At 52.5% G+C, this 24,557-nt stretch carries 24 protein-coding genes; 1 reads left to right on the forward strand and 23 read right to left on the reverse strand.

Annotation, left to right across the window (positions count from 1 at the left end; genetic code table 11):
• Positions 1-56 precede the first annotated feature (56 nt).
• The 22 genes from NSQ73_RS16840 to NSQ73_RS16945 form a co-directional block, all read right to left on the reverse strand.
• Positions 57-446: a GIY-YIG nuclease family protein gene (locus NSQ73_RS16840; protein ID WP_340987370.1), complete on the reverse strand. Its 390-nt coding sequence runs from the start codon at positions 444-446 to the stop codon at positions 57-59.
• 56 nt (positions 447-502) lie between these two features.
• The gene (locus tag NSQ73_RS16845) at positions 503-1,270 is read right to left on the reverse strand and encodes a DUF2087 domain-containing protein (protein WP_340989303.1); all 768 of its coding nucleotides are present in this window, start codon (positions 1,268-1,270) and stop codon (positions 503-505) included.
• A gap of 179 nt (positions 1,271-1,449) precedes the next feature.
• The gene (locus NSQ73_RS16850) at positions 1,450-1,794 is read right to left on the reverse strand and encodes a DUF1801 domain-containing protein (RefSeq protein WP_340987371.1); all 345 of its coding nucleotides are present in this window, start codon (positions 1,792-1,794) and stop codon (positions 1,450-1,452) included.
• 36 nt (positions 1,795-1,830) lie between these two features.
• Positions 1,831-2,523 carry an epimerase gene (locus NSQ73_RS16855; protein ID WP_340987372.1) on the reverse strand — a complete coding sequence of 231 codons (693 nt, stop codon included), beginning with the start codon at positions 2,521-2,523 and terminating at the stop codon, positions 1,831-1,833.
• A gap of 55 nt (positions 2,524-2,578) precedes the next feature.
• Positions 2,579-3,412, reverse strand: a complete 834-nt coding sequence (locus NSQ73_RS16860; RefSeq protein WP_340987373.1) for an oxidoreductase — start codon at positions 3,410-3,412, stop codon at positions 2,579-2,581.
• Between the two features lie 68 nt (positions 3,413-3,480).
• Positions 3,481-4,137, reverse strand: a complete 657-nt coding sequence (locus NSQ73_RS16865) for a TetR/AcrR family transcriptional regulator (RefSeq protein ID WP_340987374.1) — start codon at positions 4,135-4,137, stop codon at positions 3,481-3,483.
• Positions 4,138-4,170: 33 nt separating this feature from the next.
• A complete protein-coding gene (locus tag NSQ73_RS16870) occupies positions 4,171-4,980 on the reverse strand; it encodes an SDR family oxidoreductase (RefSeq protein WP_042136926.1) in 810 nt (269 codons plus the stop codon).
• Between the two features lie 184 nt (positions 4,981-5,164).
• The gene (locus NSQ73_RS16875) at positions 5,165-6,031 is read right to left on the reverse strand and encodes a transglutaminase family protein (RefSeq protein WP_039307438.1); all 867 of its coding nucleotides are present in this window, start codon (positions 6,029-6,031) and stop codon (positions 5,165-5,167) included.
• Positions 6,028-6,981, reverse strand: coding sequence for an alpha-E domain-containing protein (locus tag NSQ73_RS16880; RefSeq protein ID WP_039307436.1), 954 nt, complete (start codon positions 6,979-6,981; stop codon positions 6,028-6,030). The genes NSQ73_RS16875 and NSQ73_RS16880 overlap by 4 nt, the downstream gene beginning before the upstream one ends.
• A gap of 58 nt (positions 6,982-7,039) precedes the next feature.
• Positions 7,040-8,503: a circularly permuted type 2 ATP-grasp protein gene (locus NSQ73_RS16885; protein WP_042136925.1), complete on the reverse strand. Its 1,464-nt coding sequence runs from the start codon at positions 8,501-8,503 to the stop codon at positions 7,040-7,042.
• 673 nt (positions 8,504-9,176) lie between these two features.
• Positions 9,177-10,175, reverse strand: coding sequence for a signal recognition particle-docking protein FtsY (gene ftsY, locus NSQ73_RS16890; protein WP_171719333.1), 999 nt, complete (start codon positions 10,173-10,175; stop codon positions 9,177-9,179).
• Positions 10,176-10,256: 81 nt separating this feature from the next.
• Positions 10,257-13,826, reverse strand: a complete 3,570-nt coding sequence (gene smc / locus NSQ73_RS16895; RefSeq protein WP_340987375.1) for a chromosome segregation protein SMC — start codon at positions 13,824-13,826, stop codon at positions 10,257-10,259.
• Between the two features lie 192 nt (positions 13,827-14,018).
• Positions 14,019-14,723, reverse strand: coding sequence for a ribonuclease III (rnc, locus tag NSQ73_RS16900; RefSeq protein ID WP_039307426.1), 705 nt, complete (start codon positions 14,721-14,723; stop codon positions 14,019-14,021).
• A gap of 12 nt (positions 14,724-14,735) precedes the next feature.
• Positions 14,736-15,974: a beta-ketoacyl-ACP synthase II gene (gene fabF, locus NSQ73_RS16905; RefSeq protein WP_083442770.1), complete on the reverse strand. Its 1,239-nt coding sequence runs from the start codon at positions 15,972-15,974 to the stop codon at positions 14,736-14,738.
• Positions 15,975-16,195: 221 nt separating this feature from the next.
• Positions 16,196-16,429: an acyl carrier protein gene (locus NSQ73_RS16910; RefSeq protein ID WP_039307421.1), complete on the reverse strand. Its 234-nt coding sequence runs from the start codon at positions 16,427-16,429 to the stop codon at positions 16,196-16,198.
• A gap of 121 nt (positions 16,430-16,550) precedes the next feature.
• The gene (gene fabG / locus NSQ73_RS16915; RefSeq protein ID WP_039307455.1) at positions 16,551-17,300 is read right to left on the reverse strand and encodes a 3-oxoacyl-[acyl-carrier-protein] reductase; all 750 of its coding nucleotides are present in this window, start codon (positions 17,298-17,300) and stop codon (positions 16,551-16,553) included.
• Between the two features lie 51 nt (positions 17,301-17,351).
• The gene (gene fabD, locus NSQ73_RS16920; RefSeq protein WP_340987376.1) at positions 17,352-18,275 is read right to left on the reverse strand and encodes an ACP S-malonyltransferase; all 924 of its coding nucleotides are present in this window, start codon (positions 18,273-18,275) and stop codon (positions 17,352-17,354) included.
• A 90-nt stretch (positions 18,276-18,365) separates the two neighbouring features.
• Entirely contained in the window at positions 18,366-19,355 is a 990-nt protein-coding gene (locus tag NSQ73_RS16925) for a beta-ketoacyl-ACP synthase III (protein WP_144026103.1), read from the reverse strand.
• An 8-nt stretch (positions 19,356-19,363) separates the two neighbouring features.
• Positions 19,364-20,353 (reverse strand): phosphate acyltransferase PlsX, encoded by a 990-nt coding sequence (gene plsX, locus NSQ73_RS16930; RefSeq protein ID WP_340987377.1) that lies wholly within the window; start codon positions 20,351-20,353, stop codon positions 19,364-19,366.
• The gene (gene fapR / locus NSQ73_RS16935; protein ID WP_039307413.1) at positions 20,337-20,933 is read right to left on the reverse strand and encodes a transcription factor FapR; all 597 of its coding nucleotides are present in this window, start codon (positions 20,931-20,933) and stop codon (positions 20,337-20,339) included. The genes plsX and fapR overlap by 17 nt, the downstream gene beginning before the upstream one ends.
• Positions 20,934-21,245: 312 nt before the next feature.
• A complete protein-coding gene (rpmF, locus tag NSQ73_RS16940; RefSeq protein WP_019911234.1) occupies positions 21,246-21,419 on the reverse strand; it encodes a 50S ribosomal protein L32 in 174 nt (57 codons plus the stop codon).
• Positions 21,420-21,472: 53 nt separating this feature from the next.
• Entirely contained in the window at positions 21,473-21,994 is a 522-nt protein-coding gene (locus NSQ73_RS16945; RefSeq protein WP_039307410.1) for a YceD family protein, read from the reverse strand.
• A 204-nt stretch (positions 21,995-22,198) separates the two neighbouring features.
• Between NSQ73_RS16945 and NSQ73_RS16950 the strand changes: the two genes are divergently transcribed.
• Positions 22,199-23,437: a nucleotidyltransferase gene (locus NSQ73_RS16950; protein ID WP_340987378.1), complete on the forward strand. Its 1,239-nt coding sequence runs from the start codon at positions 22,199-22,201 to the stop codon at positions 23,435-23,437.
• Here NSQ73_RS16950 and NSQ73_RS16955 read toward each other — a convergent pair.
• A complete protein-coding gene (locus NSQ73_RS16955; RefSeq protein WP_052421855.1) occupies positions 23,427-24,467 on the reverse strand; it encodes a SepM family pheromone-processing serine protease in 1,041 nt (346 codons plus the stop codon). The genes NSQ73_RS16950 and NSQ73_RS16955 overlap by 11 nt on opposite strands.
• Positions 24,468-24,557 lie beyond the last annotated feature (90 nt).

Here is a 24,557-nt window from a genome sequence, read left to right on the forward strand (position 1 = left end):
CTCCATTCGCCAGCACCTGCTGTTTGCCCTTATTTTAGCACAGGCACTGATGAAATTCATTCCCGGTTTACCTTCTCCTTATGATAACCCCGCTCACCGTAAGGAGACAGCTGCTCCAGCCATTTGGTCTCCAGCTCCGGCAGCATTTTGCGGTATTTCTTCAATTCCTGTACATCTGCCACGAAATCTTCTTCAGGCTTAATCTGCTCCAATACCTCAAAACGGAATCCGGCCTCACCATATTTATTCCAATCGGCCTGCAGCTCCTTGTTGTCATGGTTGTTGATATCCAGCATGAACTTATGCTTGTTCCAGACCCCGTCGAGATTCAGGCTGCTTCCTACATACGCTTTGTCGTTGCCGGTATTTACAATTCTGTATACCCCCATCGGCCTGTGCGTGTGCGCATAATTATATCCTAGCTCTTTGCGTCTTGATTTATCCATTCTCTTGTCTCTCCTTCTCATCTGCGTTAGCTTATCTATTCTTCCATAAGCTTCTGCTATAATTTCACCCAGTAGCTGCTTCCGTCATCTTCGCGGTCCAGCAGTCCGTAATCGATCAGGTAGCGCCGCAGTGTCACATAATCGGGATAAGCGGATTCCAGCACGGCGTTAATTTCTTTCTCACTGTACTGACGTCCCGTCTCAAAACGCTGGATCAAATGCCGCAGAATTGCCGCTTTGCGTTTCTGTTTCTTCGGGAACTCTGACAAGGGGCCGTCCAGGCCCTGTTTGAAATATGCACCCAATATCTCGGTATTCTCCTGTTCAGTAATGGCGAACCGTTCATCAACCATCACAGCCGTACGCGGAATACTGACAAAAGGGGATGAAGCCCCCGGCTTCTCTTCGGCCAGCTCCATTACAGCCAGGAACAGCCTGGCCTGCTTCATCTTCTCCCTAAGGGTGAACCGGTGATTACGGACTGTGGACGTGCTGCCGATTCCCAGCTCTTTGGCAGCCTCAGCGTCACTGAGACTTTGACGGAAGGCCTGCAGCAGACCCTTCTGCAGCTCCGTTAATCCGGTCAGCTTCTTATCCAGCGTAAGCAGCCAAGCGAACATCCCCCCGTGCATGTTATCTACATGCTGAGCTGCGAACCTCTCAGCTTCATAGAATCTGTCCCCATCCTTATAAATAATCCCCTTCTCGAACTGCTCACCGCAGACCAGACAATGGAACACAGCCAGGTGTCCGTCACCTTCACAGGTATAGCCCTGCTTCAATTCTGCAATAGAAGCATTCCAGAATTTCTCCGAAATCCGGATCGCTTCATTTCCTTCCGACAACTGGATCACCACATTCTTTGTTTATTTTTATATAGACATAATATCATTACGTTTGTTATTTTACAACTATCTAATTAGATTGTTTGTTTAAAAAACAAAAACACTGCCAATCATGGCAGTGTCTCTGGAAATAGGCTGTGGTTATTTAATTAAACGTTCTATAATGAATCCGAGGCTTGTTTCAGCAAGGAGGACAGCAGTTCATAATCAACAGTCTTGCCCTCCGGCAGCTTGGTTGTAAGACGGTCCCCGCTTCCCGCTTCGAATTGGCCTTCAGGTACCTCCAGCGCTGCTGCATTGAATATGGAGAAGCTCACCCAGCCTTTGGCGGTGGAGATTACAGCTGCATATTTCCCGTTTTTGAGAAAATGCGGTTTGCCATACTGAATCCGTTCCGTCACGTCAGGAATAGTTTCGTGAATCACTTGAAGCAACTTAGAGCATATCTCCGCTTGCCAGGGTACTTTGATTTGTGCAATGAAATTTGTAACCTCTTCGTTCATGGAATCACCTTTTTCTGGAGGATGTGATGCAGGGTCTTACGGTTTGGCTATAGCAGCAATATCCCGGTTCTCCACAATATCACGGTCATGGCCCCGGCTCACAATATGAATCATGGCCAGTCCAATTTCCTGCAGAGTTACGGCATACCCCGGAAATAAGGCGCGAAGCACGGGGTACATCCATCCAATAGCATAATAATATTTATGTGTGCGGGTCAAGCCCGGAGTAGGCCGGATAAATCCCGGACGAAAGAAGTAGGTTCCCCGGAACGGCAGCTTGCGCAGATCATTCTCCGTCTTGCCCTTCACTCTTGCCCACATACTGCGCCCTTGTTCTGTACTGTCCGTACCTGATCCGGTCACATAGCAGAAGACCATGTCCGGATTTACGGCAGACAGCTGCCGGGCCACATGCATCGTAAGATCATAGGTCTGCCTGCGGTATTCCTCTTCCTTCAACCCGACCGAAGATACCCCGAGGCAAAAGTAACAGGCATTATAGCCCGCAAGTTTCCCGCTGATGCTGCTGAGATCATAGAAATTCTCATGGATTATTTCGGTTACTTTGGGATGCGAAATGCCGGAGGGACGGCGGTTGACCAGCAGTATCTGTTCCACCTGAGGATGCGTAAGGCATTCATGCAGCACGCCTTCACCCACCATACCGGTAGAACCGGTAATGATTGCACGGATTTTGCCTCCTGCTGTTATAGGTTGGGATGATCTCATATATTCGCCTGCTTTCTTATAACTATTAGCTGTAACCGCTCTGCGTCTAATCTTATCAATCCGCGGCAAAATCTGCAGAAGTGCTAAGCGCCTCCCAGCGTAAGGTTTCGGCCAGCTTGGCCTGATCAATCTCCTTGGCCATCCCCACAGCATCACTGCCCAGCAGCAGACGGAGCGGCGGATGGGCCTCTTCCACAATCGCCAGCATTGCCTGCGCGGCTCTGGCCGGATCTCCGGGTTCTTGTCCTGTGCGGCTCCGCACATGCTTCAGCAGTTGACCTACTGTGTCCTTATACGGTTCTCCGGGTTCTACATGACTCATGGAAGGCCCCGCCCAGTCTGTACGGAATCCCCCCGGTTCAACAATGGTCACCTTGATCCCCAGCGGGGCAGCCTCTTTGGCGAGTACTTCCGAGAAACCCTCCACCCCCCATTTTGCCGACTGATATGCCGCGAGTCCCGGAGCCCCTGCACGTCCGCCGATAGAGGATATCTGCAGGAAATGCCCGCTTCCCTGCTCACGCAGAACAGGCAGCACTGCCTTGGAGACATGGATGACTCCCCATAGATTTGTCTCAATCTGTGCACGGAAATCATCCAGAGAAGTCTCTTCGATTGCAGACATATTACCATATCCTGCATTATTTACAACAACGTCCAGACGCCCGAATCGTTCAACTGCAGCTGCGATAGCCGCCTCGGTCTGCCCCGGATCGGTCACATCCAATGCAACCGCGAATATTTGCCCGCCGTAGCGTTCTTCCAGATCCGCAAGCTGCTGCGGATTGCGGGCTGTGGCCACAAGTTTATCCCCATTAGCCAATACAGCCTCAGCAAGGGCACGGCCTAAACCGCGTGAACTTCCGGTAATGAACCATACTTTTGACATATCCTTTAACCTCTTTCTCTTATTTATTAAACGATCGTTCGTTCTTTTATAATCAAAAAAAGAAATTATCAAGCCTTAATCGCATCCCAGCTAAGCTTGATAATCTCCGAAAGCCTGTCCTCGTTAAATTCGCCGTTTCCTTTGAAATGCTCCTTGGCCAGGGCGGTGACAGGGAAATAACAATAGGTCAACAGCAGACTGGCGTCAAGCTGCTTCAGCACGCCCTGCTGCTTCCCGCGCCCGATATAATCATGCAGGGGCTTGAACATCAGCGCCATACTCTCATCAAGGCATAATTTCGCAAGCAGCGGAGAATTGCTGAACTGCTCCAGGAACAGGAAATAATCCCGGTTCTCCAGCAAGAAATCACGCAGATTCCTCATCATAACCGCCATTCCCTGCTGCACCGGCTGATCGGCCTCAAGTCCGTGTACCATATTCAGGCTCATCTTCTCTTTCACACGGGTATACAGCTTGCCGAGCATGTCCTCCTTATTCGCAAAATAAACGTAAATAGTTGACGGTGACACCTGGGCACGCTTCGCAATCTTGGACATTGAAGTGTCGGAGAATCCGATCTCATTCAACAGCTCCAGGGTTGCCTGAAAAATAGCTTCACTTTTATTCTCATCTTTATGTCTCATGAGGCTATAATAAACGATCATTCGATTATCGTCAAGCCGGCATAAAATAACCCTGTCCAGATCACGCGGATCTTGGGACAAGGTTATTTTCTACAACCTATTTATACAAGCTACTCAAGATAACAATGACTCCGCTCCATCAATAACAATCTGTGCACCGGTAATATGGATCGACTCATCCGAGGCCAGGAACGCCACCAGATCAGCCACATTCTCAGGTTTACCAGGACCGTCTGCGAGCGGCTGTGCACCTTCGGGGAATTCAATCGGAATCACAATCGATTCCACATCCTCATTGAACTCAGTGCTTTCATCGATATTCGTGGATATTGCTCCCGGGCAAATGACATTCACGCGGATTTTGAACTTGGCCAGCTCCAGTGCGGCCATCTTCGCAAACGCCACTTGGCCTGCCTTGGTAGTACTGTATGGTGACCAGCCGAAGCTGGCGAATCTGCTGTTGCCGTTAATCGAGCTGGTGATAATGATGCTGCCTTTGCCTTTCTCCTTCAGGTGGGGAATACTGTATTTCAGCGTCAGGAAGGTACCTGTCAGATTAACTGAAATGGTTTTCTCCCAATCACTCAGGCTCAGCTCCTCAATCGGACCGACCGCTCCGTTAATGCCGGCATTCGCGAAGACAATATCAAGCCCTCCGAAATGCTCCACTGTCCTGCGCACCGCTTCTTCCATCCGGACGGCATCCGAAGTATCCACATCAATGGCTAATGCGCAGTCTTTGCGCAGCTTGTTCAGCTTCTGCTCCAGGATCGAGGTACGTTCATTCACCAGATCGAATAAGGCCACATTAGCACCTTCGCGTGCCATCTGAATCGCAGCCGCTCTGCCGATCCCCGAGCCCGCACCTGTAATTATGGCTGTTTTCCCGAGAAAACGCTGCTTTTTAGCTATATTTGGGCTCATATGTACTCTCTCCTTCCGTATCGTCCATCTTCATGTGAATGGCTCTGTTTCAAGATTACCCAATTGAGCCTGGATTATAATCATTTTATGCAAAAATTGCACAAAACTTGTGCAACTTGCACAGGTTAATCACACAATTACAACATGAAAGGACCTCACCAATGTGAGGCCCCGCCTGTTATCTTTAATTATCCAGCCGCCGGACATCCACTTTAACAGTAAGGGTGCCCGCTACCCCGCGGTAGACGCCTTTGACCGGAACAATATCCTTGTAATCCCGTCCATGTCCAAGCTTGATATAGCGCCAGCTAACTTCAACATTATTAGTCGGATCGAAGCCCAACCAGCCCGTTCCCGGAATATGGGTCTCTACCCAGGCATGCGAGGCCTGCTCGAAATTAGCATTGCCTCCCTGCAGATCGCCGACAAAATGATACCCGCTCACATAACGCGACGGCAGCCCTACACTGCGGCAGACGGCAATCATCAGATGCGCATAATCCTGACAGACCCCGCGTTTGAGCTTCAGCGCCTTTTTGACCGTTGTGTTTACGCTGGTCGCTTCAGGGTCATACGTGAACTGTTCATAGATCGTTGAGGAGAGCTTCTTGGTCCACTCATACATATCCTCGGCTTCCTCAAAAGGATGCTGTGAAGCAAACTCCACCAGCTCAGGCGTCACCTCGGTATACCTTGTCGGCAGAATAAACTCCACATAACGGTTCTGGAACTTCTCATCATTAAGCAGCTTTACCTGCTCCTCCAGCGGGATATGCGGCAGGTCCGCACCCTGGGCCTTGTCGAGCGTCACCACCGTCGCTTTGGTATGGATCACCATCTCCGTATGCGGCTTGTTCACTGAATAGGCATGGACGCGGTTGCCGAAGAAATCTTCATAGGTCAACAGATTGGCCGGCGGATGCACCTCCACCTCATGATGGTAACAGGACTGGCGGTAATTGGTGCGCGGCGTCAGTCTGACCTCATTGACACTGTCCGTCACCGGCTCCGAATAAGTGTAGGTTGTCGTGTGATTGATTTGGATCTTCATACCGAGACTCCTTCACGGCGAAAAAATGCACCCTCCATCGTTTTGCCGAGCTTCTGGCAGGATAACATCAGAGCCTGCAGAACATCCTCGACCAAGTCGCCGGACATTTCTTCCTTCTCCATATAGTCCAGCTCGGCTTTGATCTTCCCCGCCTGGCGGATGACCTTCTCATGCCCCGAGCCCTTCTCGGAGCTATCAAGCTCCAGCTTAGCCAGATGCTCTTCCAGCTTATGGAAGGAGAATCTTATGGAACGCGGGAAATGCGGATTTACAATCAGGAATTCCAAAATGCACTCCGGTGACATATCATCCGCATAATACCGGCGGAATGCCTGATACCCGCTCACCGATTTCAGCACCGCTTGCAACTGCGTATAGATCGAATTGATATCCTTCGATTTGCAGGATACCGTTACTGCCTGAAGAATACGCGTTGTATTCTCGGCCCGCTCCAGGAACCGGCCGCTTTCAATGAAATGCCATTCGTTGCCGCGAAGCATCACCGACTGTTCTGCTCCGAGGAACATGGCGGCGCGTTCTTTGATCTGCTGATAGAACTGGTGGGGGCTGCTCATAATATCTGCTACCGACTGCTCGCCAAGCCACAGATTGAAGCTGTTGGCAATGTCCCACAGCTCACTGGGTAAATGCTGGCGCAGAGTACGCAGATTGTTCCTGGCCTGATGCACACATGAGAATAATGAATTCGTATTACCTAGATCCAGTGTGATGAAGGACAGCACATCCTGCTCGGCGAAGCTCTCGAATTGCTGCAGATATTCATTCCGGACACCAAGCGCATCAATCAGCCTTGACCACTTATGGCCCTCCGCCTGGAAATCCTCTTCCTGTTGAATATGATAATGCACATCGATCAGCCTTGCATGATTCTCAGCCCGTTCTATATACCGGCCAATCCAGAATAAAGCCTCCGCATTGCGATTCAGCATCGTAGCCACCCCTTCACCTTACATATTGATGCTGCATTATTGGTGAATCCATATCACGTTAGGCCATTACCCAAGTGTCCTTCACTCCGCCGCCTTGTGATGAGTTCACGACCAGCGAGCCTTCGCGCATCGCCACCCGGGTAAGACCGCCGGGAATCACATGGGGCTTGCGGTCAGCCCCCATCAGCACGAATGCTCTAAGATCAATATGGCGCGGCGCCATGGACGCTCCCGACAATACTGGTGCACGGGACAGCGACATTATGGGCTGGGCGATATACCGCTCCGGTTCCGCCAGAATCTTGAGCCGGAAATCCACCAGATCCTGCTTGGTCGCCTCGCTTCCGATCAGCATGCCGTATCCGCCGGAGAGCGAGGTCTCCTTCACCACCATTTCGGACAGATTATCCAGCACGTACTGCCGCTCCTGCGGCCGGGATAACAGGTACGTTGGAACATTGCCCAGAATCGGTTCTTCATTGAGATAATAACGGATCATATCCGGCACATACACATACATGGCCTTGTCATCTGCGACACCGGTTCCTGGTGCATTGGCAATTGCGATATTCCCGGCACGGTAGGCATTCATTAAGCCGGCAACCCCAAGAAGTGAGCTGGGCTGAAAAGCCAAAGGATCGATGAAATCATCATCTAAACGGCGGTACAGTACATCCACGCGGCGAAGGCCATTCATTTCTTTCAGGTAGATCTTATGGTCCTGGGCTACCAGATCTCGTCCTTCTACCAGGTGGATCCCCATTTGCTGAGCGAGAAAAGCATGCTCGTAATACGCGGAGTTGTACTCGCCAGGTGTCAGCAGAGCGATCACCGGATCTTTGGTGCGCGAAGGGGAAAGGCTGCGCAGTACCGACAGGAACCGGTTCAGGCTGTGATCCACATCGCGGATCGAGCTGGCGAACGATAATTCGGGAAAGAGCTGGTTCATAAGGGATCTGCCTTTGAATAAATAGGAGAATCCGGAAGGCGTACGCAAGTTATCTTCAAGCACATAATACTCACCGTCATGATGGCGGATCAGATCGATCCCCGAGGTAGTAACGTACGCCCCGCCAGGGACCCGAAGTCCAGTCATTTCCGGCCGGAAATAGCAGTTGGATATAATCATCCGCCGTGGTACAATCCCGTCCTTCACGATATATTGCTCATGGTAAATATCATGAATGAACAGGTTAAGTGCTGTAATCCGCTGCACAATGCCGGCTTCAAGCCGCTCCCATTCTGCCTTTGGAATGATCCGTGGAATCATGTCGAAGGGAATTGTCCGCTCCATCGGTTGATCCTGTGCCGGGTTGTAGAGTGTAAAAGTAATGCCTTCTTCCATCATCCGACGCTGCATCAGCTTCTGCTTGCCTTGCAGCTCTTCGGGGCTCATCCCGGAAAACATGCGGTTCACATGCTTGTAATGAGGCCGGATACTCCGTTCATCGGCATACATTTCGTCGTAAAAATGCTGCAATGGATACGGAGCTACACCGGGCAAAGGATCTAGTTTGGACATGAGCCCGACTCCTCTCGGATCAGTGTGGTGTGTAAAGTTTGTTGACAAATTAGCTTAATTTTTAGGAATTTATCATGAAAATATTAAATACTAACTTCATAATACGTAAATGATAATGTTCATGTCAATATATATAACAGCAAAATGGAGTTCATGAACCATCCCGCATGATTGGAATCGCTTCCTTTCTCTTAAAGGTGCTTTGGAGGCGTACTAATGGGAATCATACATCAAATTGTATGCAGAAGCGTTGACAAGCAGTACTATTATGAATTTTTCATGTGCTGTTATTTTATAGTGTTCTTGGTAAAACAACAGCCGTTCCTTCTATTTAAATGTGGGCGGGCTGCTTCATGCCCATCACCTATGATGCGGACTGAAATTCAGCTATTCTTGCAAATTCCGGTGATTTGCGGAGCATTCGGACTGAGAATCCCTTATATGACTTCTGACGCCTCATTTTCAGCTCAAATGAACAGGATAACGGAATCTCAGTCCGCTTCACTATCATTAAGCGGTTTTTTCAGGAAATAAGCTCCTCTCAGGCCGCTCCCCATACTGGCTGCAGCTTCCTCTTGCTTTCCCACACAAAAAAGCCCCCAGGGCATTTTCGCTCCCTGGAGGCCTTGTAGATTACGTTCATACTGATGCAGCAGGAGTTGAGACCCGGATATTACGCTTGTCCTTCGGTCTCTTCCTCTTCGGAGATCATGCCTGCGAACAGGGCATGCACGAACTGGTCGGAATCAAACGGCTGGAGGTCTTCCATCTTCTCGCCCAGACCCACCAGCTTCACCGGAAGATTCATCTCCTGGCGGATGGCTACTACAATTCCGCCCTTCGCGGTGCCGTCCAGCTTGGTCAGCACCAACCCGGTCACGCCGCTCTTCTCTCCAAACAGCTTGGCCTGGCTCAGTGCATTCTGGCCGGTCGTTGCATCCAGCACCATCAGTACCTCATGCGGGGCACTCGGTATTTCGCGCTGAATGACCCGGAAGATTTTGTTCAGCTCTTCCATCAGATTGCTCTTGTTCTGCAGTCTGCCGGCGGTATCGCAGATCAGTACGTCTACGTTACGCTGCTTGGCAGCCTGTACCGCATCGAACATAACAGCTGCCGGGTCAGAACCTGCCTGCTGCTTGATCACGTCCACGCCAGCGCGCTGGCCCCAGACCTCGAGCTGTTCAATTGCACCCGCACGGAAAGTATCACCTGCCGCCAGCAGTACCTTCTTGCCCTCCTGCTTATAACGGTGCGCCAGCTTGCCGATCGTTGTAGTCTTACCGACCCCGTTCACGCCTACGAACAGAATGACTGTAATGCCGTCCGGGTTCTCGTTCAGACTGTTATCGTCATCGCCGCGCAGCAGCTCCATCAGCTTGCGGGAGAGAATCGGCTGCAGCTCTGCAGCATCCTCGATCCGCTTCTGCTTCACTTCGACGCGAAGCTCTTCTACCAGATTCATTACTGTATTGACGCCAACATCGGCACCGATCAGAATCTCCTCCAGCTCTTCATAGAATTCTTCATCTATCTTTTTGCGGCGGATGATCAGATCAGAGACCTTCTCAACGAAGCCCTTGCGGGTCTTCTCCAGGCCGTCGCGGAATTGTTTCGTTACACTTTCCGTTTTGCCGGAGATGCTTTCTTTCAGTTTCTTAAAAAAGCTCATATTGTTCCTCCTAAAAGTTTTATGAAGCGATACTGCTTAGAATTACTCCGCAATAAAACCCGCTTCGTAAGCATCTACCTATCAGGCAATTTCCGCCTCTTCATCCTCCAGCCGCACCGATACGAGCTTGGATACGCCACCCTCTTCCATGGTCACACCATAGAGGACATCGGCTTCCTCCATTGTTCCTTTGCGGTGGGTGACTACGATAAACTGCGTCTGCTCCGAGAACTCGCGCAGATATTGGGCGAAGCGCACGACATTGGCTTCATCCAGCGCCGCTTCCACTTCATCCAGTACGCAGAACGGCACCGGCTTGACCTGAAGGATCGCGAACAGCAAGGCCATAGCGGTCAATGCGCGTTCCCCGCCAGACAGAAGCTGCAGGTTCTGCAGTTTTTTGCCCGGAGGCTGGGCAACAATATCAATCCCCGTATCCAGCATATGCTCCGGATCAAGCAGCATCAGGTCTGCCCGTCCACCACCGAACAGCTTTGAGAATACCGTGCCGAATTCACGGCGGATAGCATCAAAGGTCTGCTTGAAGCGTTTGGACATTTCCTCTTCCATCTCATGAATGACATGATACAGCGTAGTTTTGGCTTCGACCAGATCGTCTTTCTGTCCGCTGAGGAAGGTATAGCGTTCATGCACCCGCTGATACTCTTCAATGGCGCCCAGATTCACCTCACCCAGTCCGGAGATGCTGCGCTTCAGACGCTGTACTTCCATCTGCGCTGCAGGTACATCCTCGGGAACCGGATAACGCTGCTTAGCCAGCTCATAGCTTAGTTCATAATCATCGCTCAGCTTGCGCAGTATATTATCCAGCTCCACGTCCAGCCGCCCGACGGCAACCTCCGTTGATCGTAGCTTGTCTTCAACCACTTTAAGCGCCTGCCGCTGGTCTTTGGTCTCTCCTTCGGCCAGCTCCAGCTTGCGTGAGATCGCGGTGCGGTCGGCACGGGCCAGGTCGAGCTTCGCTGAGGTATCTTCCTTCTTGAGCCGTAAGCTGTTCACATCTTCCTTCTGTTTCACAGCTTCGCGTGTATTCTCTTCCAGATCCTGCTCGATGGTCATCAGCAGGCTGCGGCTCTGCCGCAGCTCTTTCTCCTGCGAGCCGGCATCCTGTCGCATACGCCGCAGCTGCTCCTCCAGGGAGAATATCTCCTGGTCCAGCTTCCCTTCCGTAACCTTCATGCCCGTCAGCTTACCCTGCAGCTCTTCCTTGGCGGTTTCATTTGCCTTACGGTCGGATTCGGCGTTCCGGATGGCCTCGTGGGCTTCCTTCTCTTCCTTCTCCAGCCGGGCAAGCTCAGCCTCCGCCTGCTTGCGGGTCTCTTCGAAGCCGCGGACCTCATTCTCGAATCCGCTGCGCTCTGCACCCGCACCCTCTACCTGCTCCTTAACATGGCGAAGCTCCTGCTCCAGCTGCTTTAGATCACCGGATACTCGCTGCTCTTCCAGACGTTTCTCGTCACCGTCATGCCGCAGCTCTTCCAGCTTCTGAGCCGCTTTGTCCTGCTCGGTGCGCAGACGGAGGATTCCCTGCTTCAGCTTGGCAATCTGCTGTTCGCTCTCTTCAATCTCGCCGAACAATTGGTCCAGCTGCCGTTTGCGGCTGAGCAGACTATTGTTCTTCTTATGCTGGCTGCCCCCGGTCATCGAACCGCCGGCATTGACAACATCTCCTTCAAGCGTTACGACTCTGTACCGGTATTGGCATTTGGCCGCAATGCGGTTCGCCTGCTCCAGGCTCTCAGCGATAACCACATTCCCCAGTAAACTCCCTACAATGCTAGAATACTTCTCCTCGAAACCAACCAGCTCAGAACCGATTCCGACAAACCCCTCGGCACCTTCCACCATACTGCGGTCACTGCCGGTAATCTGCCGGGGCCGGATTACATCCAGCGGCAGGAAGGTCGCCCGTCCCAGCTGGCGCTGCTTCAGGAAAGCAATCGCCTGCCGGGACACAGCTTCGTTCTCCATAACAACATGCTGCAGCGAAGCGCCCATGGCCGTCTCGATAGCCATTTCGAGCTTCTCCGGAACGGAGATTAGTTCAGCAACCGCGCCGTGTACACCGGTTAACTGTCCTTTGCGGGCACCTTTCAGCACTTCCTTAACCCCAAGCATGAAGCCGTCAAAATCATCCTGCATTTCCTTCATCGTCTCATGCCGGGAGACCTGGGCTTCGCGTTTCTGCTCCCATTTACGCAGGCCGCTTTGCGTTTCCTCCAGCAGCTTCTGCCGCTTACCGGTCTGCTCGCTCTCCGTAATGTACGCACCGCGCAAAAGGCCGATTTCCTTGCCGAGTCCGGCAATCTTATCCTTAAGCCCGCTCTGGGCAGAGGTCAGCTCCTCCAGCCGGGCTGTCCATTTGCCGCTCTCTTCCTGGCTGCGGCTCATCCGCTTCTCCAGGCTCTCCTTCTGCTGATCCGCATAGCGGATTTCATTGCGCGCCTGAGCCATCAGGTTCATCAGCTCGAGCAGCGCGCTCTTCAGCTTCTCTTCCTTGCTCTGGCTGATACCCCCGGCAACACCCTGCAGCCTGGATTCTTCATCAGCCAGCTGCAGACGCAGTTCCTCCAGCGCCTGGCGGGACTGCTTCAGCTTATGCTCAAGCTCCGCCAGCTCACGCTGCCGTCCCTCAGAACGCTCCCCTACAGAACCCAGGGTCTGCATCAGCTGTTCGCGGTTGTTCTCCAGGTTACGGCGGCGTTCCTTGAGGAGCTCTCCGTAGCCTTCGCTCTTCTCGTTCGCTTCGCTGTAGTGCAGCAGCTGCTCCTGCAGCTTCTCCACTTCCTGCTCCAGGCTCCGCAGCTCAGCACGGCCGCTCTCCAGCTTCGCATCATGGGCGGAGACTACCGTGGACAGCTCAAGTTGTTCATTCTTCAGCAGCTCAAGCCGTGTATTGCCTTCCTGCCAGGCCGTATGTATGCCTTCAATCTGATGCACATACACCGAGATCTCGAGATGCTTCAGCTGCTCACGCAGTTCCTTGTAACGGATGGCCTTCTCGGACTGATCCTTCAGCGGCCCCACCTGATCCTCAAGCTCACTGATCAGGTCATGAATCCGCAGCAAATTCTGCTCGGTCTCGTCCAATTTGCGCCCGGCGTCTTTTTTACGTGATTTATATTTAACAATCCCCGAAGCTTCTTCAAATATCCCCCTCCGGTCTTCAGAACGGGTACTGAGTATCTCTTCAATCCGGCCTTGTCCAATAATCGAATAAGCCTCGCGGCCGATTCCGGTATCCATAAACAGCTCTGTGATATCCTTCAGCCGGCAGGCTTGCTTATTGATTAAATATTCACTTTCTCCGCTGCGGTGCACACGGCGGGTAACCGTAACCTCGCTGAAATCCAGCGGCAGTACATGATCCTCATTATCCAGCGTAAGGGAGACCTCGCCATAATTGACCGCTTTGCGGGCATCACTTCCGGCAAAGATAATATCCTCCATTTTACCGCCGCGCAGTGATTTGGCACTCTGTTCGCCAAGCACCCAGCGTATGCCGTCGGAAATATTACTTTTGCCGCTTCCGTTCGGGCCGACTACGGCCGTAATTCCGCGCACAAATTCCATTTCCGTTTTGTCGGCAAATGATTTGAAGCCCGCTAATTCAATCCGTTTCAGAAACATAACTCGCCTATCACCTCTAACCCATTATACCATAGCGTTTCCTTGCCTAGAATCGTCAAACTCCAATCCGGGCATCCTGTTACATCCTTCATTTCGAAAAAGAGCAGCAAAAGTCTGACTTCCGCCTAAACGCCGGCATTCAGACCATTGCTGCTCTACTCCGCTTGCTCAGCTTTGCTGTTCAAGTCTACCTCAGGCCCCGTCTTCCTTCAGACGCAATAACGCCGCTGCCGCTGCCTGCTGTTCCGCTTCCTTCTTGGAGCGGCCGCTGCCGCTGCCCAGCGAACGGCTGGCCATGAACACTTCAGATACGAATTCGCGCTCGTGCGCCGGTCCGCGTTCTTCAATAATCCGATATTCCAGCGTACCCATGCCATGATGCTGTATCAGTTCCTGAAGCTCTGTTTTGAAATCGCTCATCTGCATTTGCAGCTTACCATCGGTTTCGACCAGCGGGAAAACGTGATTATCCAGAAACTTCCGGGCCGTTTCCAGTCCCTGATCGAGATAAAGCGCTCCCACGAAGGCTTCAAACACATCGGCCAGCAGAGCCGGGCGGGTACGCCCGCCCGTAAGTTCTTCCCCTTTACCCAGCAGCACAAACCGTCCGAAACCGAGCGTCTCGGCAAACCGGACCAGCGACGGCTCGCATACAATAGCGGCACGCAGCTTGGTCAGTTCCCCTTCAGGCCTGTCCGGGAGCAGATTGTACAAGTATTCGGACACCGTAAGCTCCAGCACAGCGTCACCCAGAAATTCCAGACGCTCGTTGTCCTGATGCTGATTGAAACGGTGTTCGTTCACATAAGATGCATGGGTAAAAGCCTGCTTCAGAAGTACAGGATCGTGAAATTGGATTTGAAGTTGGCTTTGTAACTGCTTCAGGTCTCCTTTCACTGCACTGTCCCCCTACTTATTATATTTTTTGAGTATAACAGTCGCGTTATGGCCTCCGAATCCGAATGAATTCGACATCGCGATATTTAGATCCGCTTTGCGGGGCACATTCGGAACATAATCCAGATCACAATCCGGATCAGGGTTGTCCAAATTAATCGTAGGAGCAATCATGCCCTTCTGCAGCGAAAGACCGCAGATAATCGCTTCCACACCGCCGGCAGCGCCAAGCAAGTGGCCTGTCATTGATTTGGTGGAACTGATTGCTACCTTGTACGCGTGCTCACCCAGAGCTTTCTTGACAGCCGCGGTTTCCGACTTGTCGCCTACCGGTGTTGAGGTACCATGCGCATTGATGTAATCGATATCCTCCGGATTAATTCCGGCATCGCGGATCGCCATCTTCATGCAGCGTGCTGCACCGTCAGGATCAGGCTCCGTCATATGATGGGCATCGGCACTCAGGCCATATCCAATCACTTCGGCGTAAATCTTGGCTCCGCGTTTCTCTGCATGTTCCAGAGATTCGAGAATCAGGATTCCTGCGCCTTCACCCATAACAAAACCGTCACGGTCAACATCGAACGGGCGGCTTGCCTTCTGCGGCTCGTCATTGCGGGTGGACATGGCTCTCATTGCACAAAAGCCTGCCATACCTGTAGGACGGATGGTTGCTTCTGCACCGCCGCAGATCATCGCATCCGCATCACCGCGCTGGATCAGGCGGAAGGATTCACCAATGGAATGGCTGCCTGTCGCGCAAGCGGTTACCGTCGTTGTATTCGGACCTTTGGCACCGAGATTGATCGACAGCTGGCCGGAGCCCATGTTGGCAATCATCATTGGAATGAAGAACGGGCTGACCCGTTTCGGGCCTTTTTCCAGCAGCAGATTGTGATTGTCTTCCCAAGTACCCAGACCGCCGATACCGGAGCCGACAGACACGCCGATACGCTCAGCATCGATATCTTCACCAATCTTCAGTCCGCTGTCCTTCAGGGCTTCTTCGCCGGCAGCAACCGCAAATTGCACGAAACGGTCCATCTTGCGGGCTTCCTTACGGCCGAAACGTTCCTCAGCATTGAAATCCTTGACCGAAGCCGCGATTCGCGTAGTATATTCACTGACATCAAAAGCTTCAACAAGAGATACTCCGGATGTACCGCTCATCAGACTGTCCCAGAACGTTTCCAGATCCTTGCCCAGCGATGTCATCACTCCCATACCTGTAACAACCACTCTTTGACTCAAACGCGTTCACCCCATCTGTAGGCTGTATATACTTCTACAACATGTAAATGTATTCCGGCCAGAAGTCTATATAAACTGCAGTCGCCGCAAAATTAACCAATCTGCGGTTCTGTTATTTTCCCCATAAAGATGCCCATGCACCCTTTGCTGCTGCCCTTAAATTACCTTAAAATGAGGAGAAGTCCCGCCCTGGCAGGAACGGGACCCTCAATCATATGACTCTAGGTATGAGATTGTATGTACTTCACAACTTCACCCACGGTCGTAATACTCTCTGCATCTTCATCAGAGATTTCCATATCGAATTCATCTTCCAATTCCATAACCAATTCTACTACATCAAGAGAATCAGCACCTAAATCATCTTTGAAAGACGCTTCTAATGTTACCTCAGCTTCATCGGCACCTAAGCGGTCGATGACAATGCGTTTTACACGCTCCAATACATCGGACATCCGGTTCACCTCCTCTTTTGGTATTATACGAGATATGAAGTCAAAATACCATAGAGCACAAAAAACGCTTTCTGGCCGCCTCTGCTCTCTTCCCCCGTAATGATCTAACGCTGGCGTTACCTTACATGTACATTCCGCCATCCACATGAAGTGTCTGGCCTGTCATGTAGGCTGCCCCTTCCGAGGCCAGGAATACCGCCGTATTAGCAATGTCCTCCGCCCGCCCAAGCTTGGCAAGGGGAATCCCCTTAACCAGCTCACTGCGGACTTCATCGGACAGCTCACGGGTCATATCGGTATCGATGAACCCCGGTGCAATGCAGTTCACGGTAATTCCCCGTGAAGCCAGCTCGCGTGCCGCGGATTTCGTCATCCCGATAACCCCTGCTTTGGCAGCCGTATAGTTCACCTGTCCGGGATTACCCGTCACACCCACGACAGAGGAAATATTGATGATCCGGCCGTAACGCTGCTTCATCATCGGACGTGTCGCTGCCTTCAGGCAATTGAACACGCCCTTCAGATTCGTCTCGATGACCTGGTCGAATTCTTCCTCTTTCATGCGCATAATCAGATTATCCCGGGTAATGCCGGCATTATTCACAAGAATATCGATTTTTCCCCAAGTGTTAATAACCTCTTTCACGAGGTTCTCCGCCTGTTCGCTGTTACCGACATTCCCTTGCAGAGCAATTCCTTCCGAGCCCAGCTCCTGAATCCGGGCTACAGTTTCCTCTGCCGCCTGAAGGCTGCCCGAGTAGTTCACGGCAACCTTCACGCCCTGCTCCGCCAGCGCCAGTGCAATTGCGCGGCCAATCCCCCGGGAACCGCCGGTAACAAGGGCGGTCTGACCTTTGAGTGCTGCAAACATTTCCAGTTGTCCCCCTTCAATAATCATGCCGCTATTCTCATGCCAAGCGGATTACCAGCCAGTCTGAGCGCTCTCGAGACTGTTGATATTCACGAGCTTAACATTCTTGTCAATTTTGCGGATCAGGCCTGCCAGCACACTGCCGGAGCCGATCTCTACAAAAGTGTCCACGCCGTCTGCAATGAGCCATTCCACGCTGTCCTGCCAGAGTACAGGAGAGAATACCTGCGCTACCAGCAGATTACGAATCTCTTCCGGATCTGCAACCGGGGCAGCTGTGACATTGACGATTACCGGCATAACAGGAGCATTAAAGGTTACTTTCTGCAGCTCTGCAGCCAGCTTTTCAGCGGCTTCCTTCATTAATGAGGAGTGGAACGGGCCGCTGACCTCCAGCGGAATTGCCCGTTTGCCGCCTGCTTCCTTAACACGCTGCACCACTTCATTCACGCCAGCCACGGTGCCGGAAACCACGATCTGTCCCGGGCAGTTGACGTTAGCCAGCTCAACGGAATTGCCAGCCTCTGAAATACTGCGGCAAAGTTCCGTGAGTGCTGCACGGTCTGCGCCAAGTGTAGCAGCCATAGCCCCTTGTCCTCCTGGTACAGCTTCTTCCATGAATTGTCCGCGCAGACGTACCAGCCGCACTGCATCCTCATAAGAGAGGACCCCGGCGGCTACAAGAGCGCTGTATTCACCAAGACTGTGACCTGCTACATAATCAGGCGTTACCCCTAAATCCCGCAGTGCTTCCAGATAAGCCACACTGGCTGTAACCAATGCCGGCTGTGTATTGACAGTCTGCTTAAGCTCGCTCTCAGGTCCTTCAAATATAAGCTTGCTTAGCGGAAATCCAAGAACTTCGTCACCCTTTTCAAATACTGCACGGCTCTGCGGCAGGGCTTCATATACATCCTTACCCATACCAACTGCCTGTGCACCCTGACCGGGAAAGACAAATGCGATTTTACCCATGATGCTAAAAGCTCCCTTCCCGTTAACAGCGGCTCCTCCCGCCTTACGCCAGGATAGAACCGCTTCGTTCTGTTAGTATTGCCCTATTCTTTACCAGATCAGTACGGAAGCACCCCAGGTGAGTCCGCCGCCGAAGCCGACCATAAGCACAGTGTCGCCTTCCTTCATCCGGCCTTCCTCTGCTGCTTCCACAAGTGCCAGCGGAATGGATGCCGCTGAAGTATTCGCATATTTATCAACGTTGATGACACATTTCTCAGGCGGCAGATCCAGACGCTGCATCGCCGATTGAATAATCCGGATGTTGGCCTGGTGAGGCACGAACAAGTCGATATTCTCCTTGGTCAATCCTGCTTTGGTAAGCACACGTTCCGTAGCCGTGCCCATAACGCGCACTGCGAACTTAAATACTTCACGGCCGTTCATATAGATGAAATGCTTCTTGTCTTCTACCGTCTGCTGGGAGGCTGGCAGACGTGAACCGCCTGCTTCCATCTTGAGCAGGCTGCCGCCGGAACCTTCAGCGCCAAGATCGAAGGACTGGAAGCCGCGGCCTTCCGGAACTTCACCTACGATGACTGCGCCGGCACCATCCCCGAACAGTACACAGGTATTGCGGTCTGTATAATCCGTGATGCGCGACAATGTGTCCGCACCGATAACAAGCGCATTGTTATACATGCCGTTCTGGATAAAGCCGGTTGCCGTAGCCAGACTGTAGACGAACCCGGAGCAGGCTGCCGACAGGTCAAAGGCCGCAGCCCCCTTAGCGCCCAGCTTGTCCTGAAGAATACAGGCTGTGGATGGGAAAGTGCTGTCCGGTGTAACTGTGGCCACAATAATAAGATCAAGCTCTTCCGCCTTCATGCCGGCGGATTCCAATGCCTTCAGCGCTGCTTCATAAGCAAGATCGGAGGTGGCTTGTTCCGGAGCGGCAATATGCCGTTCCCGGATACCTGTACGGCTGACAATCCATTCATCGTTTGTGTCGACGATCTTCTCCAGATCGCTGTTGGTCAATATTCTTTCGGGTACATATTTACCTGTACCAATGATTCCTACCGGACGTAATTGTTTCATATCGTCACTCACTTCCCGCTAATTTCTCTGGATATACTGGCTACCAGATCCGCCTGCAGCGCAATCCGGGCCTGCCTTACCGCATTCTTCACCGCGTTGCCGTCGGAGGAACCATGCCCCTTCACTACGAGACCGCTAAGACCGAGCAGCGGCGCTCCGCCGTGCTCCTTATAATCCATTTTGCCCTTAAGACTTCTAAGCTCCGGCATCAGTATGGCTGCGCCCAGCTTGGTCTTAAGCGACTTGCTGAATTGCTCCTTCAGCAGAGAGAACATGGCGCCTGCCGTTCCTTCCAGTGTCTTCAGAAGGATATTGCCGGCAAACCCGTCACAGACCAGCACATCGCAGGCTCCGGTGAGCACATCCCGTGCCTCCACATTGCCGACAAAATGAATCCCTGTCAAAGCTTTAAGCAGCGGATAAGCTTCTTTGGTCAGCTCATTCCCCTTGCCCGGCTCTGTCCCTACGTTCAGCAGGCCTACCCGGGGCTTCGCAATACCATGCACCTTATTGCGGTATATGCTGCCCATCAGGGCATATTGGGCCAGATGCTGCGGCTTGGCATCCATATTGGCACCCAGGTCCAGGGCTAATACGCCGACATCATCCAGCGTCGGTATCATCGCCACCAGGGCAGGACGTTCTATACCCTGCATTCTTCCCACAACCAGCAGCCCCGTAGTCATAAGTGCTCCGGTATTGCCTGACGAGATCATGGCATCGGCTTCACCTTCGCGCACCATCCGTCCGGCGACTACCATGGACGAATCCTTTTTACGGCGGACCGCCTTCACTGGCTCCTCATCGGAACCGATCACATCCCCCGCATGACGCACCGTCACATTAGACGGCTTGTTCTTCAGCAGCGGTGCAAGTCTGGCTTCATCACCGACCAGCACGATCTGCGTATCACTCCACTCCGCTGCTGCAGCCAGGGCCCCTTCTACATTACACTCAGGAGCATTATCCCCGCCCATGGCATCAATGGCGATCAGCACTCCGGTTTCCCCCTTCGCTGTACTCTTCAATTGCAGAACGGTACACTACAAAATGGCCTTGAAATACAAGTTCTTCTCCAACATATGTAAACACGTCCACCTCAGCTTTGCCGTTCCGGCCCGCAAGCGAGCGTACCTGCGCTTTGGCGATACATTTCTCACCCAGCCGGACCATGCGCACGAACCGGATATCGGCTGAAGCGGTCAGGGCAATCTCATCATTGATAACAGCAACTGCCAGCGAATTCGCCTGGCCGAAGACATAGTGGCCGCGGGCAATCCCGTTTCTGGAGAAGACATGCTCTTCACGGATCTCAAAAATTGAAATCCCGCTCCGGTCCAGCTGCAAATCGACTATATCACCAACCACTTCGTCGACAGGCAGCGAGCGGACCTGATCATAGGAGTGCTCTGCCATTTGCTTCATCCGTTCACGCAGCTCCGGAATCCCCAGCTCCATCCGGTCCAGCCGGATCGTCTGAATGCTCACCTTCAGCTGGCGGGTCAATTCCCGGTCCGTTACAAAAGGATTACCTTCAATGATTGAGAGCAGCTGCTGCTGCCGTTCTTTCTTGGACAACCGTTCGATGGCGACTCACCTCCTGGCACATGCCTTTAATGAAAAGCATCCGGCCGCAAGAGTGGCCGCTTGTAGTTATAACTCTCTGTTCTTAATTAACAATTAGAACCAGGTACTAATATGTAGTATAAAGCATGACGCCGCAAAAATAAAGCTTTGACTTGAAAACCCGCGCAAACCCGCGGCGTGCTTGGGGATACGGCGCAAGAATCAGAAGGGAACTATCATGTAAAGCATATAAATTCATATATCCCCAAAAAAATAGCACTTCACCGGCAGATGAAGTGCTACTCTTATATGCAAATATGCAAACTATTGTTTGATGATCTCTCTTGCTTTGTATGTTCCGCAAACTTTGCATACGTGGTGAGCCAGTTTCAGCTCTCCGCATTGTTCACATTTCACCATACCTGGAACTACCAGTTTAAAGTGAGTACGACGCTTGTCACGGCGTGTCTTGGACGTTCTGCGTTGTGGTACTGCCATGTTAATCAACCTCCTGATTTTGGTTTTGACCCGTTATAACCCGGGATTTGTTCTTAGTTATCTTGCTTGGTAAAGAATCCTTTCAACCCAGCGAGTCTTGGATCGATCACTGTGTTGTCGCAACTGCAGGTGCCTTCGTTCAAGTTCTGTCCGCATTTCTGACAAAGACCAAGACAGTCTGCCTTGCACAATACCGAATCCGGTAAGTGCAGTACGAAATTTTCTTCCACATAGGGGATAAGATCCACAATCTCATCCTTGATGTAAATGAGTTCCTCACCTTCATCTTCCGGAAGAATTGGCTGTTTAAGCCACTTGAAAGTCTCAGCGAAAGGAATGTTCAGCTTACTGTTAACCTCTGTGAGACAACGTGAACATAACATGTCCACTTCTCCACTCAGTGTTCCCACCACGTTCACACTATCGGTTCCCGCGGGCAGCGCTTTAAGGTCTACTGAGAGTGGTGCAACAGCAAGAATATCCTTGCGCCCTTTGACAACCTCACTGACATCCACAACATCGTGGAGGACCAGGGGCTCGTCGGCATTCGCTAATTTGCGAAAGTGAATGTTCATAGTTATCACTCCAAACAAACAAAATTTATTATACCTATTATTACCGAACTTTGTCAACCATTTTTCCTTTATATTGTTTCAGGGACAGAGACAATTTATGATATACATAAGTTAAATACAAGAAATCTGCAAAAAACGGGAAGGAATGAACCTGATTCCGGAACCCGAATCGTCAGATATCCCAGAATAGGGCGTGAAGCAAACGTGACAACTGTAGGCATTATAGCCGAATATAACCCTTTACATAACGGGCATGTCCACCATTTCAGCGAGGCCAAAAGAATCTCCGGAGCCGAAAGCTCCATCGTCATCATGAGCGGCCCGTTCACCCAGCGCGGCGAGCCGGCGGCGGTCAGCAAGCGCGCCCGCACCGAGATGGCGCTGCATATGGGCGCCGACCTCGTGATTGAGCTGCCGGTGGCGTATGCCGTCCAGCCGGCGGAATGGTTCGCCTTCGGAGCGGTATTCCTGCTGGAGGCGACCGGCGTCGTGGACAGCCTGTGCTTCGGCTCCGAAGCCGGCACTTTGGACGCGCTGCTCCCCCTGGCCGGATTCCTGGCCGAGGAGAGCAGCGCGCTTAAGGACGAGATCCGCGCGCGCATGGCGCAGGGCGCGGGATTCCCCGCCGCATACAGCGCAGCTGCGGCGGCGGCCTGGAAGGCCTCTTTCATGGGAGAGGAGAAACCGGCAGATGCCGAAATTCTATTGCGGCAGCCCAACAACAGCCTCGGCCTGCACTATCTGATCGCGCTGCAGCGGCTCGGCAGCGCAATCAGGCCCTTCACCGTGCCGCGGACCGGCGCGGGCTTCCACGACCCGCTGCAGGGCGGGTCGTCCATTGCCAGTGCGACAGCAATCCGCAGGCTGCTGCGGGAAGGCAGCTCTCCGGCGGCATACATGCCGGAGTATAGCGTGTCCATCCTGGAGAGAGAGCATGCAGCGGGCCGGGGTCCGGTTACGCTTGAGGACTTCCGGGCTCCGCTGCGCCACATGCTCTCCACACACTCAGCCGCCGAGCTGCGAACGGTGCAGGATATGAATGAAGGGCTGGAGAACCGGATACTCCGCATCCTTCCCCAGCTCGGCAGGTTCACGGTCGCCGGTCTTCTGCAGGAGCTGAAGAGCAGACGCTACACCCATACACGGCTGCAGCGTCTGCTGCTTCATACCTTGCTGAATCACAGCAAAGTAGAAATGACCCCGGCCGCACCGGCCCAGGGTCCGGGTTATATCCGGGTTCTCGGCTTCCGGGAGAGCGGCCGCAGGCTGCTGAAGCAAATGAAGCAGCGCGCGGCACTTCCGGTAGTCACAAGCCCTGCGCGCTTCTCCCATCCCATGCTGGAGCAGGATCTGCAGGCGGCAGCTGTGTTCGCCGCTGCCTATGCCGATCCTGTACGAAATGATCTGTACAGCGATTACCTGGAGCCGCCGGTCAGGATTTGATGACCGGCTGTTCTTCCATATATTTCAGCGCGTCTGACAGAGTCGATACCGGAATAAGCTTCATGTCTGTGCCGATCTGGTCAGCTTTCGCCTTGGCTTCTTCATAGTTTTTGACCGGAACGAAGAAGAATTCGGCACCTTTGCGGTCAGCAGCCACAATCTTATGCTTCACTCCGCCGATTGCCCCCACATTTCCCTCAGCATCTATTGTACCCGTCCCTGCTACCCGGTGGCCCTTGGTCAAATCCCCCGGAGTGAGCCGGTTATAGATTTCCATGGTGAACATCAGTCCTGCGGAAGGTCCTCCTACATTCGTATCCACAAAACTGACGCCTTTCCCCTCTTCCTTAGGCTGTACCTTCTGAACGGCTCCGATAACAACCCCGAAGCCCGGCCGTCCGGCCGAGGTTTCTTTATCCTTAACCTCCACCAGCTTCACCTGCTCGGATATTTCCTTGCCTCCACGCTGCAGGACTACCTCAACGGTATCGCCGATTTTATATGCGGACAGCAAGGCGGACAGAGCCGCCGGATCGGCTGCGTGCTGTCCTTTTACACTGATAATCTTGTCGCCCGGCTTGAACTGGCCCTGATTGGTTGCGTCCGGCACCGAGAACACGTACAAATAATCCACAATATCCTCATACGGCACTTTGGCAGCATGATAAGCGGCCTGTACAGCATACGACTGTGAACTGTTCATATAAAAGACCTGCTCAGCCGCATATTCCTGCTCCGTCTTATCCTGCAGGCGGGTCTCTTTCAGGACAACCTCTGCATTCGAGTTAAATACGGAGGCGACCAGAAGAGCCACATTGGCATAACTGGCAGATACGGTAGTCATCATGAACGTGCCCTGCTCCTCGGGATCAGCATTCTCCACCTTGATCATCGGGGCTACCTCGGAGGCGCTTCCCGGCTGATACACAATATACGGAGTATTCATAAAGACAGCAACATAGAGAATGACCACAAATGTAAATAAGTAGGCTGTGGCGCGGATACCCACACGGCGTTTCTGTTGCCTCAAGTCTCTTCCCCTTCTTTCCCGCGGCATGCAGCCCCGGCATTGGAATGTGCTGCCAGGAGCCGGGAGCTTCTCTCCGGCTGTGGCATGATG

The organism is Paenibacillus sp. FSL R10-2736, from assembly GCF_038000245.1.
GTDB lineage: Bacteria > Bacillota > Bacilli > Paenibacillales > Paenibacillaceae > Paenibacillus_AQ > Paenibacillus_AQ phytohabitans.

Bases quoted from the DNA above. Each gene is read 5' to 3' on its own strand.
- NSQ73_RS16910 (WP_039307421.1), bottom strand. From the start codon at position 16,429: ATGTCCGATGTATTGGAGCGTGTAAAACGCATTGTCATCGACCGCTTA.
- fabG (WP_039307455.1), bottom strand. From the start codon at position 17,300: ATGTTTGCAGCACTCAAAGGTCAGACCGCCCTTGTTACCGGCGGTTCC.
- NSQ73_RS16880 (WP_039307436.1), bottom strand. From the start codon at position 6,981: ATGCTGAATCGCAATGCGGAGGCTTTATTCTGGATTGGCCGGTATATA.
- ftsY (WP_171719333.1), bottom strand. From the start codon at position 10,175: ATGAGCTTTTTTAAGAAACTGAAAGAAAGCATCTCCGGCAAAACGGAA.
- smc (WP_340987375.1), bottom strand. From the start codon at position 13,826: ATGTTTCTGAAACGGATTGAATTAGCGGGCTTCAAATCATTTGCCGAC.
- NSQ73_RS16875 (WP_039307438.1), bottom strand. From the start codon at position 6,031: ATGAAGATCCAAATCAATCACACGACAACCTACACTTATTCGGAGCCG.
- rpmF (WP_019911234.1), bottom strand. From the start codon at position 21,419: ATGGCAGTACCACAACGCAGAACGTCCAAGACACGCCGTGACAAGCGT.
- NSQ73_RS16840 (WP_340987370.1), bottom strand. From the start codon at position 446: ATGGATAAATCAAGACGCAAAGAGCTAGGATATAATTATGCGCACACG.
- NSQ73_RS16855 (WP_340987372.1), bottom strand. From the start codon at position 2,523: ATGAGATCATCCCAACCTATAACAGCAGGAGGCAAAATCCGTGCAATC.
- NSQ73_RS16945 (WP_039307410.1), bottom strand. From the start codon at position 21,994: ATGAACATTCACTTTCGCAAATTAGCGAATGCCGACGAGCCCCTGGTC.
- fabD (WP_340987376.1), bottom strand. From the start codon at position 18,275: ATGGGTAAAATCGCATTTGTCTTTCCCGGTCAGGGTGCACAGGCAGTT.
- NSQ73_RS16860 (WP_340987373.1), bottom strand. From the start codon at position 3,412: ATGTCAAAAGTATGGTTCATTACCGGAAGTTCACGCGGTTTAGGCCGT.
- NSQ73_RS16870 (WP_042136926.1), bottom strand. From the start codon at position 4,980: ATGAGCCCAAATATAGCTAAAAAGCAGCGTTTTCTCGGGAAAACAGCC.
- NSQ73_RS16850 (WP_340987371.1), bottom strand. From the start codon at position 1,794: ATGAACGAAGAGGTTACAAATTTCATTGCACAAATCAAAGTACCCTGG.
- NSQ73_RS16925 (WP_144026103.1), bottom strand. From the start codon at position 19,355: ATGAAACAATTACGTCCGGTAGGAATCATTGGTACAGGTAAATATGTA.
- NSQ73_RS16885 (WP_042136925.1), bottom strand. From the start codon at position 8,503: ATGTCCAAACTAGATCCTTTGCCCGGTGTAGCTCCGTATCCATTGCAG.